The organism is Nonomuraea sp. NPDC005692, from assembly GCF_040631115.1.
GTDB lineage: Bacteria > Actinomycetota > Actinomycetes > Streptosporangiales > Streptosporangiaceae > Nonomuraea.
In genome coordinates this window covers 192,512-210,049 of sequence record NZ_JBEXYU010000017.1, presented here as the reverse complement: position 1 = coordinate 210,049, position 17,538 = coordinate 192,512, and the positions used below count along the sequence as shown (strand labels likewise).

The 17,538-nt window shown below is 74.3% G+C and carries 13 protein-coding genes; 8 read left to right on the top strand and 5 right to left on the bottom strand.

Annotated features, from left to right (window positions below; all coding sequences use genetic code 11):
* The 8 genes from ABZ459_RS30710 to ABZ459_RS30675 all read left to right on the top strand — a co-directional run.
* Positions 1–1,683, top strand: a 1,683-nt coding sequence (locus tag ABZ459_RS30710) for a response regulator (protein ID WP_357977577.1), incomplete at its 5' end; no start/stop codon positions are given.
* Positions 1,684–1,707: 24 nt separating this feature from the next.
* Entirely contained in the window at positions 1,708–4,056 is a 2,349-nt protein-coding gene (locus ABZ459_RS30705) for a SpoIIE family protein phosphatase (protein ID WP_357977575.1), read from the top strand.
* A gap of 114 nt (positions 4,057–4,170) precedes the next feature.
* On the top strand, positions 4,171–4,650 hold the full coding sequence (locus ABZ459_RS30700; protein WP_357977573.1) for an ATP-binding protein: 480 nt from the start codon (positions 4,171–4,173) through the stop codon (positions 4,648–4,650).
* Positions 4,651–4,669: 19 nt separating this feature from the next.
* Entirely contained in the window at positions 4,670–5,014 is a 345-nt protein-coding gene (locus ABZ459_RS30695; protein WP_352331477.1) for a YciI family protein, read from the top strand.
* On the top strand, positions 5,011–6,237 hold the full coding sequence (locus tag ABZ459_RS30690; protein ID WP_357977570.1) for a sigma-70 family RNA polymerase sigma factor: 1,227 nt from the start codon (positions 5,011–5,013) through the stop codon (positions 6,235–6,237). The genes ABZ459_RS30695 and ABZ459_RS30690 overlap by 4 nt, the downstream gene beginning before the upstream one ends.
* A gap of 31 nt (positions 6,238–6,268) precedes the next feature.
* On the top strand, positions 6,269–6,856 hold the full coding sequence (locus tag ABZ459_RS30685) for a helix-turn-helix domain-containing protein (protein WP_357977567.1): 588 nt from the start codon (positions 6,269–6,271) through the stop codon (positions 6,854–6,856).
* Between the two features lies 1 nt (position 6,857).
* Positions 6,858–7,592 (top strand): SRPBCC domain-containing protein, encoded by a 735-nt coding sequence (locus ABZ459_RS30680; protein WP_357977564.1) that lies wholly within the window; start codon positions 6,858–6,860, stop codon positions 7,590–7,592.
* A 7-nt stretch (positions 7,593–7,599) separates the two neighbouring features.
* Positions 7,600–8,082 (top strand): metallophosphoesterase family protein, encoded by a 483-nt coding sequence (locus ABZ459_RS30675; RefSeq protein ID WP_357977560.1) that lies wholly within the window; start codon positions 7,600–7,602, stop codon positions 8,080–8,082.
* Here ABZ459_RS30675 and ABZ459_RS30670 read toward each other — a convergent pair.
* The 5 genes from ABZ459_RS30670 to ABZ459_RS30650 form a co-directional block, all read right to left on the bottom strand.
* Positions 8,075–10,180 (bottom strand): molybdopterin-dependent oxidoreductase, encoded by a 2,106-nt coding sequence (locus ABZ459_RS30670; RefSeq protein WP_357977557.1) that lies wholly within the window; start codon positions 10,178–10,180, stop codon positions 8,075–8,077. The two genes, ABZ459_RS30675 and ABZ459_RS30670, sit on opposite strands and share 8 nt — an antisense overlap.
* Positions 10,181–10,273: 93 nt before the next feature.
* Complete coding sequence (locus tag ABZ459_RS30665; protein ID WP_357977591.1) at positions 10,274–11,569, bottom strand: M1 family metallopeptidase; 1,296 nt, start codon at positions 11,567–11,569, stop codon at positions 10,274–10,276.
* Positions 11,566–15,348, bottom strand: a complete 3,783-nt coding sequence (locus ABZ459_RS30660; RefSeq protein WP_357977554.1) for a Pls/PosA family non-ribosomal peptide synthetase — start codon at positions 15,346–15,348, stop codon at positions 11,566–11,568. The genes ABZ459_RS30665 and ABZ459_RS30660 overlap by 4 nt, the downstream gene beginning before the upstream one ends.
* Positions 15,349–15,565: 217 nt before the next feature.
* Positions 15,566–16,504 (bottom strand): adenosine deaminase, encoded by a 939-nt coding sequence (add, locus tag ABZ459_RS30655; protein WP_357977551.1) that lies wholly within the window; start codon positions 16,502–16,504, stop codon positions 15,566–15,568.
* Positions 16,505–16,515: 11 nt separating this feature from the next.
* Complete coding sequence (locus ABZ459_RS30650) at positions 16,516–17,274, bottom strand: class I SAM-dependent methyltransferase (protein ID WP_357977548.1); 759 nt, start codon at positions 17,272–17,274, stop codon at positions 16,516–16,518.
* Between the last annotated feature and the right edge of the window lie 264 nt (positions 17,275–17,538).

Sequence of the window (17,538 nt, the reverse complement as noted above, 5' to 3'; positions counted from 1 at the left end):
TACAAGAGCGAGTTCCTGGCGAACATGAGCCACGAGCTGCGCACGCCGCTCAACTCGCTGCTCATCCTGGCCCAGCTGCTGGCCCAGAACCACACGCGCAACCTGACGGCCAAGCAGGTCGAGTACGCCGAGATCATCCACTCGGCCGGCTCCGACCTGCTCCAGCTGATCAACGACATCCTCGACCTGTCCAAGGTCGAGGCGGGCAAGATGGACATCAACCCCGAACGCGTGCCGTTGCGCCAGCTTCTGGACTACGTCGAGGCCACGTTCCGGCCGATGACGTCGCAGAAGAGCCTCGACTTCACGATCACGAACGCCCCCGGCATCCCGGTGGAGGTCGTGACCGACGACTCGCGGCTGCGCCAGGTGCTGCGCAACCTGCTGTCGAACGCGGTCAAGTTCACCGAGACCGGCAGCGTCGAGCTGCGCATCGAGCCGGCCGCCCAGGACGAGCTGCCGGCCTCGGTGCGCCAGCACGGCGCGGCCATCGCCCTGCGGGTGGTCGACACCGGCATCGGCATCGCCGCCCAGCAGCTCGAAGCCATCTTCGGCGCGTTCCAGCAGGCCGACGGCACCACCAGCCGCAAGTACGGCGGCACCGGCCTCGGCCTGTCCATCAGCCGCGAGATCGCCCACCTGCTCGGCGGCGCGATCGGGGCGCAGAGCACGCCGGGCCAGGGCAGCGTGTTCACCCTCTACCTGCCGATCGCCCGGCCGGACTTCATCGGGCTCTCCCCGAAGAAGGCCCTGGCCGACCCCTCGGTCGTCGTCGAGGCCGCCCGCGTCACCACGCCCGAGCAGGAGGCGGCCGCTCCGGCCAGGTCCCACCAGCCGCAGCCGCGCCGCCTGCTCGTGATCGAGGAGCGGCCGCAGGGCCTGCTCTCGCACGTGGCCGAGAGCGTGGTGACGGAGCTGGCGCTGAGCAAGGACGAGACGATCGAGATCGTCACGGCCGCCGGAGCGCAGGAGGCCGCGGCCACGCTCGCCGCCGACCCCTGCCACTGCATCGTGCTCGACCTCGACCTGCCCGACCAGAGCGCCTACCGCCTGCTGGAGGCCATGGACGGCGACCAGGCCCTGAACTCGGTGCCGGTCCTGGCCTACAACAACTGGCGGGCCAGCTCCCAGCAGGCGGTGCCGTTGCAGACGCGCGAGGGCGGCCAGCCGCTGGAGCTGCTGTCCAGCCTGGACGAGCTGCGCGAGCGCATCGCCCTGCACCTGACCGCCGACCAGCCCGGCGACGTGCTGCCGCTGATCCGGGCCGGGAACGTCAACCAGCTCTCCGGGGCCGAGATCGACACCTCGCTGACGGGCCGGACCGTGCTGATCGTCGACGACGACGCCCGTAACCTGTTCGCGCTGACCAGCATGCTGGAGGTGCACGGCATCGACGTGCTGCACGCCGAGGACGGCCGCAAGGGCATCGACACGCTCGTCGCCCACCCGCAGATCGACCTGGTGCTGATGGACGTGATGATGCCCGAGATGGACGGCTACACCGCCACCGCCCGCATCCGCGCGATGGCCCAGTACGCCGACCTGCCCATCATCGCGGTCACGGCCAAGGCGATGCCGGGCGACCAGGAGAAGGCGCTGGCGGCCGGCGCGAGCGACTACGTGACCAAGCCGGTCGAGGCCGACCATCTGGTCGAACGCATCCGTCACTGGCTCGGCGCCTGACCCGTCCCCCCAAGGAGCAACGCAGTGCACCACCCGCACGATCCGGCGGCCGCCGTGCCGCCGGAGCGTACCGAGCCGCCCAATCTCGGCCGCCTGGCCGCGACGGTCGACCGCCTGCACAGCCAGATCCTGGAGGCCCAGCGGGCCGCCGAGGGCCGCGCCCTGGTCGAGGTGGCCAAGGGCGTGCTGGTCGAGCGCCTTCAGTGCAGCCTGGCCGCCGCCGCCAGGCAGCTCGCCACCCTGGCCGACCAGGCGGGGGTGACGCAGCTGGAACTGGCCGCCGACATCATCAACCAGGCCGCCCACGACCGCATCAGCGAGGCCGCCCGCGACTTCCTGAGCTCGGCCCGCGCCGAGGAGTCCGCGGAGGTGGCGGTGCGGCTGCGTACCGCCGAGAACGGGGCGCTGACCGCCACCGACGCGCAGGCCGTGGCGCAGTCGCTGCTGGAGCACGCCCTGTCCGCGCTCGGCGCGACGACGGTCGCCATCTGGGAGGCCGGGCCGGACGCGTCGCTCACCCTGGCCGGATACGCGGGGCTGGCCGACGAGGAGGCCAGGCGCTGGCGTTACGTGCCGCCGGGCGTCGCCACACCGGCCCGCCGCGCGCTGCTGGCCCGTGGCACGGTGTGGCTGGACGACCTGGCCGCCGTCGGCCTGCCCTCGATCGGGCAGCGCCAGACCCCCGGCGCGCGGGCGACCGCGCCCGCCGGGACGGGCGGCCGGATCCTGGGCGTGCTGGAGATCGGCTGGCCGCACGCGATGCCGCGGCCCGACGCGCGGGTCGTCAAGCAGATCGAGGTGCTGGCCGACCTGTGCGCCCACACCTTCGAGACCACCGACCAGGCCGTCCACGAGCCGCAGGTCCTGCCCGAGCTGATCGACCTGGCCGACGCGATGCCGGACGCGGCGCTGGTGCTGCGTCCGCAGCTGGGCACCGAGGGCCGGCTGACCGACTTCCGTATCGTGCACGCCAACCCGCGCTTCCTCGACCCCGCCGGGCGGCCGCGCGGCGAGGTCGTCGGGAGCCTGTTCCTGGAGGCGTACCCGCTGGCCGCCGAGGAGGGCGCGCTGCTGGCCAGGATCGAGCACGTGCACGCCACGGGCGAGACCTTCAGGGCCGAGAAGATGACGATCACGGCCCTGGTGGACCAGATCCCGCTGCACACCGTCGCGGGCATCGCGATCATCCGGCTCGGCGACGGCGTGCTGCTCATCTGGCGGCTGCAGGACCAGGACGCCCAGCTCGCCAACCTGCTCCAGCACGCCCAGCGGCTCGGGCGCATCGGCGGCTTCGAGGAGAACCTGCTCACCAGCGAGATCGTCTGGAGCGCCCAGCTCCACGACCTGTACGGCATGTCCCTCGACGAGCCGCCCATCCCGCTGGAACGCCTGGCCACGCACGCCCACCCCGACGACGCCGTGGCCATCGGCCGGTTCGTCCGGGCCGTGCTGCACCACCGCCGTCCGGCCTCCACCGCCTACCGGCTGCAGCGGTCCGACGGCACCGTACGGCACATCAGGGTGGTCGCCGAGCCCGTCTTCGACGACAGCGGCCTGCTGCTGTCCATCCGCGGCGCCTATCAGGACATCTCCTCCCAGCACTGGACAGAGGTGGCGCTGGCCGCCACCCGCGACCAGCTCGCCCACACCGAGCAGCAGGCCGCCGAGCGCAACCGGCTGGCCCTGCAGCTCCAGCAGGCGATCATGCCGCCGAGCCGGGAGCCGCTGGAGGCGTTCGACCTGCAGATCGCCGTGCGCTACCGGCCGGCCGAGAAGGAGCACCTGGTCGGCGGCGACTGGTACGACGCCGTCGTGCTGCCCACCAAGCAGATCCTGCTGTCGGTCGGCGACGTCGCCGGGCACGGCATCGAGGCGGCCACCGGCATGGTCGTGCTGCGCAACGCGCTGCGCGGCCTGGCCGCCACCGGCGCCGGGCCGGGCCAGCTGCTGACCTGGCTCAACCTGGTCGCCCACCACCTGACCGCGAACGTCACCGCGACCGCGATCTGCGGGCTGTTCGACCCCCGCACCCGCGTGCTGCGCTACGCCAGGGCCGGGCACCTGCCGCCCATCCTGGTCCGCGACGGCCAGGCCAGGGAGCTCGACATGACCAAGGGCCTGCTGCTCGGGGCGGTCGCCGAGGCCGAGTACGAGGAGACGCACGTGCAGCTCGCCTCCGACGACATCCTGCTCATGTACACCGACGGCCTGATCGAACGACGTGACGTCAACCTGCACGAGTCCCAGCAGCGGCTGCTGGACACCGCCCGGCATCCCGCGGCCACCCTGGAGCAGCGCCTCGACCACCTCCTGACGCACAGCAACTCCGACACCGACGACGACACGTGCATCATCGGCGCCCGCCTCCAGTAACCGTCCGCGCCGCGGCCGGGCGGCCCGGGAGTTTGCCGGGCTCCGGTCTGGTAAGCAACCAAAGCCGGGTTTCCCGCCACGCCACACCCAGGCAGGACTGATCAGACCATGGGCATGGAACCGGAGCTACGCTGTCCCATCAGCACCGATCTCGACGCCATCCGCGGCCTCGTGCGCGACCACGCCGGCCGCGGCGGGCTGTCCGGTGAGCGCCTGGACAACTTCGTGCTGGCGGTCAACGAGGCGGTCACCAACGTCCTCGACCACGGCGGCGGCACCGGCACCGTGGTGGCCCGCACCGACGCCGGCGGCGTCATGGTGGAGATCGCGGACGAGGCCGGCCGGCTCAGCGCCGCCCACCTGGCCGCGGCCGAACACGGCCGCGCCCACTCCGCGGGGTTCGGCTTCGGCCTGTGGCTGATCCAGCACCTGTGCGACCGCGTCGAGCTCGACCAGAGCCCGCGGGGCTCCCGGTTACGCCTGCACATGAGCGTGCGGACCGCCCACGACCGGCAGCCCGGCACCCTCGTCCCGCAGGGCTGCGACCGGCCGGGCCAGCCCGGCCTGGCCCGGCCGGATTTCCCGGAACCCTAGGATGAGGCAGGTGAAATACATGCTGCTCATCTACAGCAACCCCGCCGCCCAGCAGGCCGTCGCCGACGGCTTCGACCAGGTCATGGCCGAGGTCGACGCGCTCATGGCCGAGCTGGAGGCCAACGGCGAGCTGGCCGGGGGCCAGGCGCTGGGCGACCCCGCCTCCTCCAAGACCGTGATGGTGCGCGACGGCGTGCCCGCCGTCACCGACGGCCCCTTCCTGGAGGCCAAGGAGTACCTGGCGGGCTATCTGATCGTCGACTGCGCGAGCGTCGAGCGGGCCACCGAGATCGCCGCGCGCTGGCCGGACGCGCGACTGTGCGCCATGGAGGTGCGGCCGGTCATCGACGAGGTGGCGGAGTGATCGAAGGGCTGCTGCGCGAGCTGGCGCCGCAGGTGCTCGGCGTGCTCGTCCGCCGCTACGAGCAGTTCGACGCCTGCGAGGACGCCGTCCAGGAGGCCCTGCTCGACGCCGCCGTGCAGTGGCCCGACCAGGGCGTGCCGGACAACCCGCGGGCCTGGCTGATCACGGTCGCCTCCCGCCGGGTCATCGACCACTTCCGCAGCGAGAGCGCGCGCCGGCGGCGGGAGGAGAGCGCGGCGGTCGCCGTCCCGGCCGACGAGTTCGTCGAGCCGGCGCCGGGCGAGGAGCGCACGCCGTCCGGCGACGACACGCTGACGTTGTTGTTCCTGTGCTGTCACCCGTCGCTCTCGGAGCCCTCTCAGCTCGCGCTCACGCTGCGGGCCGTGGGCGGCCTGACCACGGCGCAGATCGCGGCGGCATTCCTGGTGCCGGAGGCGACGATGGCCCAGCGCATCAGCCGGGCCAAGCAGCGCATCAGGTCCACGGGGGTGCCGTTCGGGCCGCCGCCGGAGCAGGAGCGGGCCGAGCGGCTGCGCGTGGTGCTGCACGTGCTCTACCTGATCTTCAACGAGGGTTACACCGCCACCTCCGGGCCCGATCTGCAGCGGCCCGAGCTGACCGGCGAGGCGATCCGGCTGGCCCGGCTCGTCCACCGGCTGCTGCCCGGCGACGGCGAGGTCGCCGGGCTGCTGGCGCTCATGCTGCTGACCGAGGCGCGGCGGGCGGCGCGCACCGGGCCGGGCGGCTCGCTGGTGCCGCTGGCCGAGCAGGACCGCTCGTCGTGGGACCGGCGGCTGATCGAGGAGGGCGTCGAGCTGGTCAGCAAGGCGCTGGCCACCAGCGCGCTGGGCCCGTACCAGTTGCAGGCGGCGATCGCGGCCGTGCACGACGAGGCGCCCACGTCCGCCGAGACCGACTGGCCGCAGATCCTGGCGCTCTACGGCGTGCTGGCCGGGCTGGAGGACAACCCGGTGGTGCGGCTCAACCAGGCCGTGGCCGCCGCCATGGTGCACGGCCCGCGGGCCGGGCTCGACCTGCTCGACGGCCTGGCCGGCGACGACCGGCTCGCGGGCCATCACCGGCTGGCCGCCGTCCGCGCCCACCTGCTGGAGATGGAGGGCGACGCGGAGGGGGCGGCGCTGGCCTTCCGCGAGGCGGCCCGGCGTACGCTCAGTCTGCCTGAGCAGCGCTATCTGGAGGGCAAGGCCGCCCGGCTGGCTTGACAACGATTTTTTTCGGTGCGATCGTTCAGGCATGCACGAAGTGGCAGTGATCGAAGACGCGGCGGCCGCCGAGGCGTCGCTCGACCCGATGCGGTCGAAGTTGCTGGCCGAGCTGGTCGAGCCGGGCTCTGCCACGTCCCTGGCCGCCAAGGTGGGCCTGGCCCGGCAGAAGGTCAACTACCACCTGCGCACCCTCGAACGCCACGGGCTGGTCGAGCTGGTCGAGGAGCGCAGGAAGGGCAACGTCACCGAGCGCGTCATGCAGGCCACGGCCGCCTCCTTCGTGATCTCCCCCACGGCTCTGGCCGCCGTGCAGCCCGATCCCGCCCGGTCCCCCGACCGGCTGTCGGCGCGCTGGCTGCTGGCCCTGGCGGCGCAGCTCGTCCGCGACGTCGGCACGCTGATCACCGGCGCGGCCAAGGCGCAGAAGAAGGTGGCCACGTTCGCCATCGACGGCGAGGTGCGCTTCGCCTCGGCCGCCGACCGGGCCGCGTTCGCCGAGGAGCTGGCGCAGTGCGTGACCTCGCTGGTCAGCAAATATCATGACGAGTCCGCGGAAGGCGGGCGGGATCATCGTCTGATCGTCGCCGTGCACCCGTCCGTGAAGAAGGGCTCCTGAGGTGGGGCACGAGTTCGAGATCCCCCTCGAGTCCATGGTCGAGGCGACGCCCGAGCAGGTGTGGGAGGCCATCACCACCGGGCCGGGCATCGACTCGTGGTTCATGGGCCGCAACGAGGTCGAGGGCGGCGCGATCCGCACCGCCTTCGCCGGGGCCGAGCTGCCCGAGTCCAGGGTGACCGCCGAAGATCCGCTCAAGCGCTTCGCCCACTCCGGCGTCCCGGGCCCCGACGGCCGTTTCGTGGCCTACGAGTTCCTGCTGGAGGGCCGCGGCCAGGGCAGCACCCTGGTCCGCATGGTCACCAGCGGCTTCCTGCCCGGCGACGACTGGGAGCAGGAGTACGAGGCGATGTCCACGGGCCTGGCCCTGTTCTTCGCGACGCTGACGGAGTACCTCGGCCACTTCGCCGGCCGTACCGCGACCCCGCTCACCGAGTCCGGCCCGCCGGTGGGCGACTGGCCGCGCGCCTGGCGGTCCCTGTACGCCGCCCTCGGCGGCCGCCCCGAGCCCGGCGACACCGTCCGGCTCACGCCGCCCGGCCTGCCCCCGGTCCAGGGCGTGGTCTACTTCCGCAACGCCCAGAGCGTCGGCGTCCGCACCCCCGATGCCCTCTACCGGTTCGTCCAGGGCATGGGCGGCAGCATGCTCGCCATGCACCTGCTGTTCGGCGACCCCGCGCACCAGGCTCCGGCCTGGCAGGCCTGGCTGGAGGATCTGCCCGCGGATCGGGCATGACTCCTGGATGAACGTGGTGGCTCTGTCCGACACCCACGCGCCCAGGCGGTGGCGCACCTGCCCGCCCCGGGTGGCCGAGCACCTGCGTCGGGCCGACGTCATCCTGCACGCCGGCGACGTCTGCGTGCGCCCGGTGCTCGACGAGCTGGCCGCCTACGCCCCGGTGCACGTGGTGAAGGGCAACAACGACGGCCCCGACGTGGTGGCGCCGGAGACGCTGGAGCTGACCCTGGAGGGCCTGCGGATCGGGATGATCCACGACAGCGGACCCGCCAAGGGCCGTCTGGCCCGCCTGCGCCGCCGCTTCCCCGAGGCCGCCCTGGTGGTCTTCGGCCACTCCCACATCCCGCTCGACGAGTCGGGCGACGGGCTGCGCATCTTCAACCCGGGCTCCCCCACCGACCGCCGCCGCCAGCCGCACGGCACGCTCGGGCTGCTGACCGTCGAGGACGGCGTGCTGACCCGCGCGGAGATCGTGCCCGTCACCTGAGCGGCTCGACGGTGACGGGCACGCCGTTGAGCGCCGCGGTGCCGGTGAGCTCGTCCAGGAGGTGGGGGTCGGTGAGGTCGTTGGCGCTGGCGCCGCCGAGCGTGGTCGCGACCGACAGCAGCACGCCCGGCCGGTCGTGGCCGTAGCCGTGGGGCAGGCTGACCACGCCGGGCATGACGTCCTCGCTCGCGCCGACCTCCACCGTCACCTCGCCGCTGCGGGAGCGCACCAGGACCGGCGCGCCGTCGGTGAGCCCGCGGGCGCGCAGGTCGTCGGGGTGCATGAGCAGGTGGTGCCGGGGGCGGCCCTTGGCCAGCCGGGCGGAGTTGTGCAGCCAGGAGTTGTCGTCGCGCAGGTGCCGGCGGCCGATCAGCAGCAGCCCGGCGCGGGCGGTGGCGGGGGCGGGGGCGAGGAGCTCGGCGCGGGCGCGGGCGAGCCCGTCGAGCAGGACGGGCGGCGCGGCCTGGACGCGGCGGCCCGGCGTGCGCAGCCGGCCCGGCAGGCTCGGCTTGAGCGGGCCCAGGTCCAGCCCGTGCGGGTGGCGGCGTAGCCGCGCCACGCTCAGCCGGTACGGCCCCGCCCGCAGCCCGAGGTCCACGATCCGCTCCGGCGAGAGCCGCAGCATGAGCCGGTCGGACAGCGAGCCGGCCCGGACCAGGCGGCGGTATCGCCGGGCCAGCTCGCGCAGGATCTCCCAGTCGTGCCGGGCGCCGGGCGTCCTGGGCAGCACGGCCGGGGTGTAGCGGGCGTGGTCGCGGACCGCGACCAGGTTGAAGACGAGGTCGTAGTGGTCGCGTTCGAGCAGGTCGGTGGGCGGGAGGATGACGTCGGCGTGCCGGGTGGTCTCGTTGACGTAGAAGTCGAGGCTGACCATGAAGTCGAGCCCGGCCAGGGCCCGCGACAGCTCGTGCCCGCCGGGGGCCGAGCGCACCGGGTTGCCGGCGATGGTCACCAGCGCCCGCACCTGCCCCTCGCCGGGTGTGCGGATCTCCTCGGCGAGCGCCGCGGCGGGCAGCTCGCCGCCGAACTCCGGCAGGCCGCGCACCCGGCTGCGCCACCTGCCCTCGTGGCCGGGGTCGATCAGGCGGTTGCGCACCGGGTCGACGGCCGGCCTGCTCATCAGCGTGCCGCCGGGCCGGTCGAGGTTGCCGGTGACCAGGTTCAGCAGCTGGATCCCCCACTGGCACAGGGTGCCGAACCGCTGGGTGGACACGCCGATCCGGCCGTAGGCGGCGGCGGTGGGGGCGGCGGCGAACTCGGCCGCGATCCGGGTGATCACCTCGGCCGGCACGCCGGTGACGGCCGCGGCCCGCTCGGGCGTGAACGCCTCCAGCGCCGGGGCCAGCCGGTCGAGCCCGTCCACGTAGAGCGCGGGACGGGCGGCGCCACCGGCGATGATCAGGCCGACCATGGCCAGGATGAGCGCGGCGTCGGTGCCGGGGCGGACGAAGTGGTGCTCGTCGGCCAGCCGGGCGGTCTCCGTGCGGCGCGGGTCGAACAGCACCATCCGGCCGCCGCGGGCCCGCAGGTCGCGGATGCGCCGGACGACGCCGGGCGCGCTCATCACGCTGCCGTTGGAGACGGCCGGGTTGGCGCCGAAGGCCAGGAAGTAGGCCGTGCGGTCGATGTCGGGCACGGGGAGCAGCCACTGGCTGCCGTACAGGTGGCGGGCGACGTACTGGTGCGGGAGCTGGTCGAGGGAGGCGGCGGAGTAGCGGTTGCGGGTGCCCAGCAGGCGGGCGAACGGCGGCGCGTGCGTCAGCGCGCCCAGGCTGTGGACCACCGGGTTGCCGAGGTAGACGGCCACGGCGTCAGGGCCGTGCACGATGCGCGTACCGGCCAGCCGGGCGGCGACCAGGTCGAACGCCTCCGCCCAGGAGACCTCGCGCCAGCCGTCCGGGGTGCGGACCACGGGACGGCGCAGCCGGTCGGGGTCCTCGCGCACGTCCTGCAGGGCCACCGCCTTGGGGCACAGGTGCCCGGCCGACAGCGGGTCGTCCTCGTCGCCGCGGATGCCGGTGATCCGGTCGCCGTCCAGGTCGACGCGCAGGCCGCACATGGCCTCGCACAGGTTGCAGGTCGCGAGCCGGGTCACCATGTGACCAGGCTATGAGCGCACGCGCCCGTCCCCGAGGCGCCACCCCGGCGACCGTCCGACCAGGTCGGCGCGGTGTGTGCGGCGCGGGGTGGGTCAGGCGCCGCGGTCGCGGGTCAGGGCGCCGCCCGCCATCGGCGGCAGGGGCCGGTCGTGCAGCCACGCCGTCAGCAGCGCGCCGGCCGGCACGTGCCGTTCGGCGTGCGCGGCGAACTCCCGCGTGGTGACGCTGCCGTACCGGCGGCTGTCGGCCCAGGAGCGCAGGATCGTGAAGAACGCCTGGTCGCCGGCCGCCCGGCGGAGGGCGTGCAGGGTGAGCGCGCCGCGCTTGTAGACGCGGTCGTCGAACAGCGCGGCCGGGCCGGGGTCGGCCAGCACGAAGTCCTGCGGCAGCGCGGCGAGCCTGCGGTGCCAGCGCAGCGCGTGCTCGTCCGCTGGCGGGCCGCCCGAGCGCTCCGACCACAACCACTCCGCGTACGTGGCGAACCCCTCCTGCAGCCAGATGTCGTTCCACCCCGCCACGGTGAGGCTGTTGCCGAACCACTGGTGGGCCAGCTCGTGCGCGACCAGCCGCTCGCAGCCGCGCGCGCCGTCGACGTGGTTCCTGCCGAAGATCGACATGCCCTGCGCCTCGACCGGGATGTCCAGGTCGTCGTCGGCCACGACGACGGTGTAGCCGCTGAACGGGTAGGGCCCGAACAGGTCGCCGAACAGCGCCATCATCTCGCCCTGGCGGCCGAAGTCGTGCCGGACGCGGGCCGCCAGCCGCGCGGGGTGGGCCAGCCGCGTGCCGCCCACCTCCGACAGCTGGTAACGCCCGATCTGCACGCTGGCCAGGTACGTCGCCATCGGCTCGGCCTGCTCGTAGACCCACGTCGTGGTCCCGGACGCCCGCCGCCTGGCGGCGAGCACGCCGTTGGCGATCACCTGGTAGGCCGGCGCCGTCGTCACCGAGATCCGGTAGGACGCCTTGTCGTCCGGCCGGTCGTTGCACGGGAACCAGGAGGGCGCGCCGATCGGCTGACCGGCCACGAGCGCGCCGTCGGTCAGCTCCTCCCAGCCGAGCCCGCCCCACGGGCTGCGCACCGGGACGGGCGTGCCCGCGTACCGCACCTCGACGACGGCCCGCCCCCCGGCGGCCAGCGGCCCGGGCAGGGTGAGACGCAGCTTGCCCTGGCCGTGCGTGTGGCGGACGGCCCGGCCGTCCACCGTGACGCCCTGGACGCGGAAGTGGCCGAGGTCGAGGCCGAGGTCGCCGAGCGGCTCGGCGGCCGAGACCGTCAGGCGGGCCGTGCCGTCGAGCCGGTTGGCCCCGATCCGGTAGTGCAGCGCCAGGTCGTAGTGCTCGACCGCGTACCGGTGGTCGCCGTGCCCCGGGAAGTACGCCGTCATTGCCACGCCGAGACGGGGTTGCCGAACCACCGGCTGCCGCCGGGCAGCACCTCGCCGCGCATGACCAGGGACGCCGGCCCGACCGTCGTGCCCGCGCCCACCCGCGCGGCGGGCAGGACGACGCCGTGCGGGCCGAGCGTCGCGCCGTCCTCCAGCGTCACCGTGTCGATGCTCATGACGCGGTCGTGGAACAGGTGCGTCTGCAGCACGCATCCCCGGTTGACGCACGCGCCGTCGCCGAGTGTCACCAGATCCGCCTCCGGCAGCCAGTACGTCTCGCAGGTGACCCCACGTCCGATGCGTGCCCCGAGGGAGCGCAGCCACACGTTCAGCGGGGCGGTCCCCAGCCAGGGCTGGGCGAACCAGGGCGCCGCCAGCACCTCGACGAAGTTGTCCGCCAGCTCGTTGCGCCACACGAACGAGCTCCACAGCGGCCTGTTCCCGGCCGAGATCCGGCCGACCAGCGCCCATTTGGCGGCCGTCGCGACCGCCGCGGCGAGCACCCCGGCGGCCAGCACGACCAGCCCGCCCAGCGCGGCGGCGACGGCGAAGCCGTAACCGGCGGCCAGCCACTCGAACGCGGCCACGGCCAGGACGGCCAGCGCGACCACGCCCATCGCGGGCACCACCCGGCACGCCTCGACCAGCGCCCGCGCCGCCTTGTACCGCGCGGGCGGGTCGTAGGTCCTGCTGCGGTCGGCCTCCTCGGCCGTGCGGCGCAGCTTCATGGGCGGCATGCCCACGTACGAGGAGCCCGACTTGGCCTTCTTGGGCGTCGCCGAGAGCACGCCGACCAGGCCGTCCTTGGGCACCTTGCGGCCGGGGGCGGTCATCCCGGAGTTGCCGAGGAAGGCGCGTTTGCCGATCCGCGCCGAGGCCAGGCGCATCCAGCCGCCGTCCAGCTCGTACGGGGCCACCATGGTGTCGTCGGCCAGGAAGGCGCCGTCGCCGACGGAGGTCATCGTGGGCAGCGCGAGCACGGTGGACAGCTCGGCGCCGCGGCCCACCTTCATGCCGAGCGCCCGCAGCCAGACGGGCGTCAGGACGCTGGCGTACAGCGGGAACAGCCACACCCGGGCCGAGGCCATCAGCCGGCCGGTGACCCACGCCTGCCAGGCCGGACGGCTGTGCACCGGATGGTGCCCGGGGTGCAGCCCCAGGCCGAGCAGCCGGACGCCCGCCAGCGTGACCAGCGCGAAGGCGGCCATGCCGGCGACCGTGGCCAACGGTACGGCGGGCAGGGCGGCGGCCAGCGCGCCGCCGAGCGTGGGCTCGTCCCCGGCGAAGGCGGCCAGGACGGCGAGCGCGACACCGGCCGCGGCCACCGGGAGCAGGCTGAGCACGACCGCGCTCACGCCGTACAGGGCGACCCACGGGCGGGAGCGGGCGGCGCGTTCGGCCGGCCGGGAACGGCGCGGCCTGCCCTGGCGGAAGGCCGGGACGCCGGCCCAGCGCTCGCCCGACGGGACCGTCCCGGCCACCGCGGAACCGGGGGCGACCTGCGAGTTCTTGCCGACGCGCGCGCCGGGCAGCAGGGTCGAGCGGGAGCCGACGGTGGCGCCCGCGCCGATGCGGATCTCGCCGACGTGCAGCACGTCGCCGTCGTACCAGTGGCCGGCGAGGTCGACCTCCTGCTCGACGGAGGCGCCCCTGCCCAGCTTGAGCAGGCCGGTGATCGGCGGGGGCGAGTGCAGGTCGGCGTCCGGGCCGACGGTGGCGCCGAGCAGCCGGGCGTACCAGGCCATCCAGGGCGCGCCGGCCAGGTCGGGCACGCCGAGCCGTTCGGCGAACCGCTCGGCGAACCACAACCGCAGGTGCACGCCGCCGCCGCGCGGGTGGGCGCCGGGGCGCACGCCGCGCAGCAGCAGCCGGGCGACCGCCGCCGACAGGCCCATGCGTCCCATGGGGGTGACGAACGCCAGCGCGCCCAGCGTCACCCACCACCACGACAGCCGCGGCGCCCATGGCGGGGCGAGCACGTTGCCGAGCGCGGCCAGCGGCACGACCCAGCGCAGCGCGCCCACGGTGAGCAGCGGGATCATCAGCGCGGTCTGCGCCAGCGCGGCGCGTCCGGGCATGGGGGCGGCCGCGGCGTGCGCGGGGGCGTGGGTCCCGCCCCTGGCGGCCAGCAGCTCGGCCAGCCCGGCGAGGGTCGGGTGCGCGTAGACGTCGCCGACGGCCACGTCGGGGTGGGTGGCCCGCAGCACGGAGACCAGGCGGGCGGCGGCCAGGCTGGTGCCGCCGTCGGCGAAGAAGTCCGACTCGGGCCCTTCCGGGCGCACGCCGAGGATCTCGGTCCACTGCGCGGCCAGCAGCGCCTCGGCCGGGGTGAAGGCGGCGTCCGCAGCTGCCGGGCCGTCCAGCGGCCACGGGAGCGCGTCCCGGTCGATCTTGCCGGAGGTCCTGGTGGGCAGGACGTCCACGGGGGCCAGGCGGGGCACAAGCGCGGCGGGCAGCGACCCGGCCAGCAGCTCGCGGGCCCGTCCGGCGTCGAAGCCGGGCCCGGTGACGACGTAGCCGACGAGCACCTGGTGGCCGCCGCCCGCGGTGCGGACGGCGGCGGCCGCGCCGGTGACGCCGGGCAGCGCGCTCAGGGCGGCGTCCACCTCGCCGAGCTCGATCCGGCGTCCGCCCAGTTTCACCTGGTCGTCGGCGCGGCCGGCGAAGACGAGGCCCTCCGGCTCGGCGCGGACGAGGTCGCCGCTGCGGTAGGCGCGCTCCCAGCCCAGGGACGGCAGCGGCGCGTACTTCTCGGCGTCCTTGGCCGGGTCGAGGTAGCGGGCCAGGCCCACGCCGCCGATGATCAGCTCGCCGGTCTCGCCCATGGCGACCGGCTCGCCCGCGCCGTCCACGACGGCCAGGTCCCAGCCGTCCAGGGGCAGCCCGATGCGTACGGGGCCCTCCCCCGTCAGGCGGGCGGCCGAGGCCACCACGGTCGCCTCGGTGGGCCCGTAGGTGTTCCACACCTCGCGACCGGGCACGGCCAGCCGTTCGGCGAGCTCGGGCGGGCATGCCTCGCCGCCGAAGATGAGCAGCCGGATGCCGTCGAGGTGCGCGGCGGGCCAGAGCGCGGCCAGCGTCGGCACGGTCGAGACGGCGGTGACGCCCTGCCCGGCCAGCCAGGGGGCCAGGTCCATGCCGGTGCGCACGAGCGCCCTGGGCGCGGGTACCAGGCAGGCGCCGTGCCGCCAGGCCAGCCACATCTCCTCGCAGGAGGCGTCGAAGGCCACCGACAGCCCGGCCAGCACCCGGTCACCCGGGCCGAGCGGCCGGTCCTGCAGGAAGAGCCCGGCCTCGGCGTCGGCGAACGCGGCGGCCGACCGGTGCGTCACCGCGACGCCCTTGGGCCTGCCGGTGGAGCCGGAGGTGAAGATGATCCAGGCGTCGTCGTCCGGGGTGGGCCGCTCGGGCGTGGCCGCCTGCCGGACCGGCGTGGCCGGGCCGCCGTCGAGCACGGCGTCCACGGCGGCCTCGGCGAAGACGAGTTCGGCGCGTTCGTCCGGGTCGTCGGCGTCCACGGGGACGTACGCGGCGCCGGCCGCGAGCACGGCGAGGATGGAGACGTACAGCTCGGCGGTGCCGGAGGGGATGCGCACGCCCACCCGGGAACCGCGCCCGACGCCGGCCGCGGCCAGCTCGGCGGCGACGCGGTCGACCTCGGCGCGCAGCGACCGGTAGTCCAGGCACACGGCGCCGTCGTCCAGCGCGGGCGCGTCGGGGTGGCGGCGGGTGGTCTCGTCGAGGATGTCGATCAGGGTGCGCGGCGGCGGGGCCAGCATGCCCGCCGGGTAGACCGCCGACGCGGTCCTGAGTCTTAAGTCTGCCGAGTCGGTGCGCAAACGCTGCTCCTTCGGTCGGGCGGTCGGCCCCGGCCCGTCAATGCCACGGGCTGCCACTGGCGTGGCGTTCGCGCCACCTCCGTTCGCAACGGTCGTCGATTCGCCAACTATTCCACGATGTGACGGAGATCGCCGTGCCCGGCGGAGGCCGGACGGGTCAGTGGAGCCAGGCGTCGACGGCGGCCAGCAGGTCCGTCTTGAGGGCGTCCGGGGCGAAGGAGGCCCTGATCGAGGCGCGGGCCAGCTCGGCCAGGACGTCGTCGCCGTACCCGAAGACCTCGCGCAGCCGCAGGTACTCGTCGGCCAGCGCCGTCTCGCCGTCGGTGTTGACCGTGACCGCGAGCCCCGCCTCGCGCAGGCGCGGCAGCGGGTGCTCGGCCAGCGACGGCACCAGCCCGAGCAGGACGTTCGACGTGGGGCAGACCTCCAGCGGGACGCCGCGCTCGCGCACCTCGGCCACCAGCGCCGGGTCGTCCAGCACCCGGATGCCGTGGCCGAGCCGCTCGGTGCGGCCGAGGTCCAGTGCCTCGCGGATGCTCGCCGGCCCGGCCGCCTCGCCCGCGTGGTGCACCAGGTGCAGGCCCGCGTCCCCGGCCGCGGCGAACACCTCGGCGAAGGGGGCCAGCGGATATGCCTCGTCGCCCGCGAGCCCGAGGCCGATCACCTCGTCGTGGCGGGTGGCCAGCTCGTACGTCCGCCACAGCCGTTCCAGGGGCCGCCGCCTGGAGTGGTCGAGCAGCACCCGGGACTCGATGCTGTACCGCCTGCCCTCGGCCAGGCCGTCGAGCACCGCCTCCAGCGGCATCTCCGGGGCGCCCAGCCGTTCCCCGTGGGCGGCGGCGGTGAAGGTGACCTCGACGTAGCGGGTGCCCTGGGCGGCCTCGTCCTCGCAGAACTCCAGGGCGACGCGCCGGAAGTGCTCGGGGGTGCGCAGCAGGTCGCGCACCTTGGCCCGCTGGTCGGCGAACTCGCGGAAGCTGGTGAACCTGCCCTCGGGCTCGGGCGGGCCGCCCAGTTCGCGCACGGTCGCGGGCCGTACGGTGCTCTCCAGGTGGACGTGCAGGTGGGCCTTGGGCAGCAGGCGAAGGTCTCTCACTCTCCGGGAGGTTATCGCCGGGTGATACGGATTTTCGACTGTTTATGTGGGGACTGCTCCCAGTCGTCCATGAACGTCGCTTTCAGTCCGTACTGGCGGGCCAGCTCGACCAGCGTCTCGGTGCGGTAGTAGAAGTCCTCGCGCAGGACGTGATGCTCCTTGCCCTCGGTTCGGTCGAAGGTGAAGTCGAACCAGCCGTCCGGCTTCATGACCCGGCCCACGTTGGCGAAGCACTCCTCGATGACCTCGATCGGCGAGTGCGAGAAGACGCTGTGGGCGTGGACGACGTCGAAGTACTCGTCCGGCAGGAACGCCAGCCGCAGGTCGCGCACCGGCGCCAGGTACGGCAGCTTGTCCTGCAGGGCGTGCTTCTCGATCGTGTCCTGGGCGGCCAGCAGGATGTCGGGCGAGATGTCGATGCCGTAGTAGTTGCCGGTGAACAGGTAGCCGATGAACAGGCGGCCGGCGCGCAGGTTCCCGCAGCCGATCTCCAGCATCCGGCAGTCGGGCTTGAGCCCGTGCTCCACCAGGTAGTCGAACTGCATGCGTCCCAGGGCCAGCCAGCGCCGGTGCTTGTGCGACCCCACGGCGCCCTCGGGGTCGCGGGCCGTGTCGGACCTCATGACGGCGCGGTAGTAGGTGACGTGGTCGTGGGTGCGGAGCCGGAACCAGGTGTCGCGGGCCAGCCGGCGCAGGTGGGGGGCGATCCTGTGGGGGTGCCGGAACGCGTATGCGGCCTGGTGGACGAGGCTCGTACGGGAGCGTTTCACGTTGGGCAGAGTAGGTCCGGCCCAACCGGCCCGCCTTGAGCTCCACACACTCCAGAGCCCCCTTTTACCCCCTCTTTCCCACCCCAGGCCCCCTCCGGGCTTCGCCGGTTTCCCGCGGTCCCCGCCGGTGGGTGGCGGGGCGCCTCGTCGTAGCTCGCGGCACGCGGATGCCCGGGGGGCCGTCGCCGGGGCGGACGGAGGTCGTGCCTGTCGCTGGTCTCGCCGGCGGCGCGGCGGTCGGTTCGGTCGACAAGGCGGTGACGC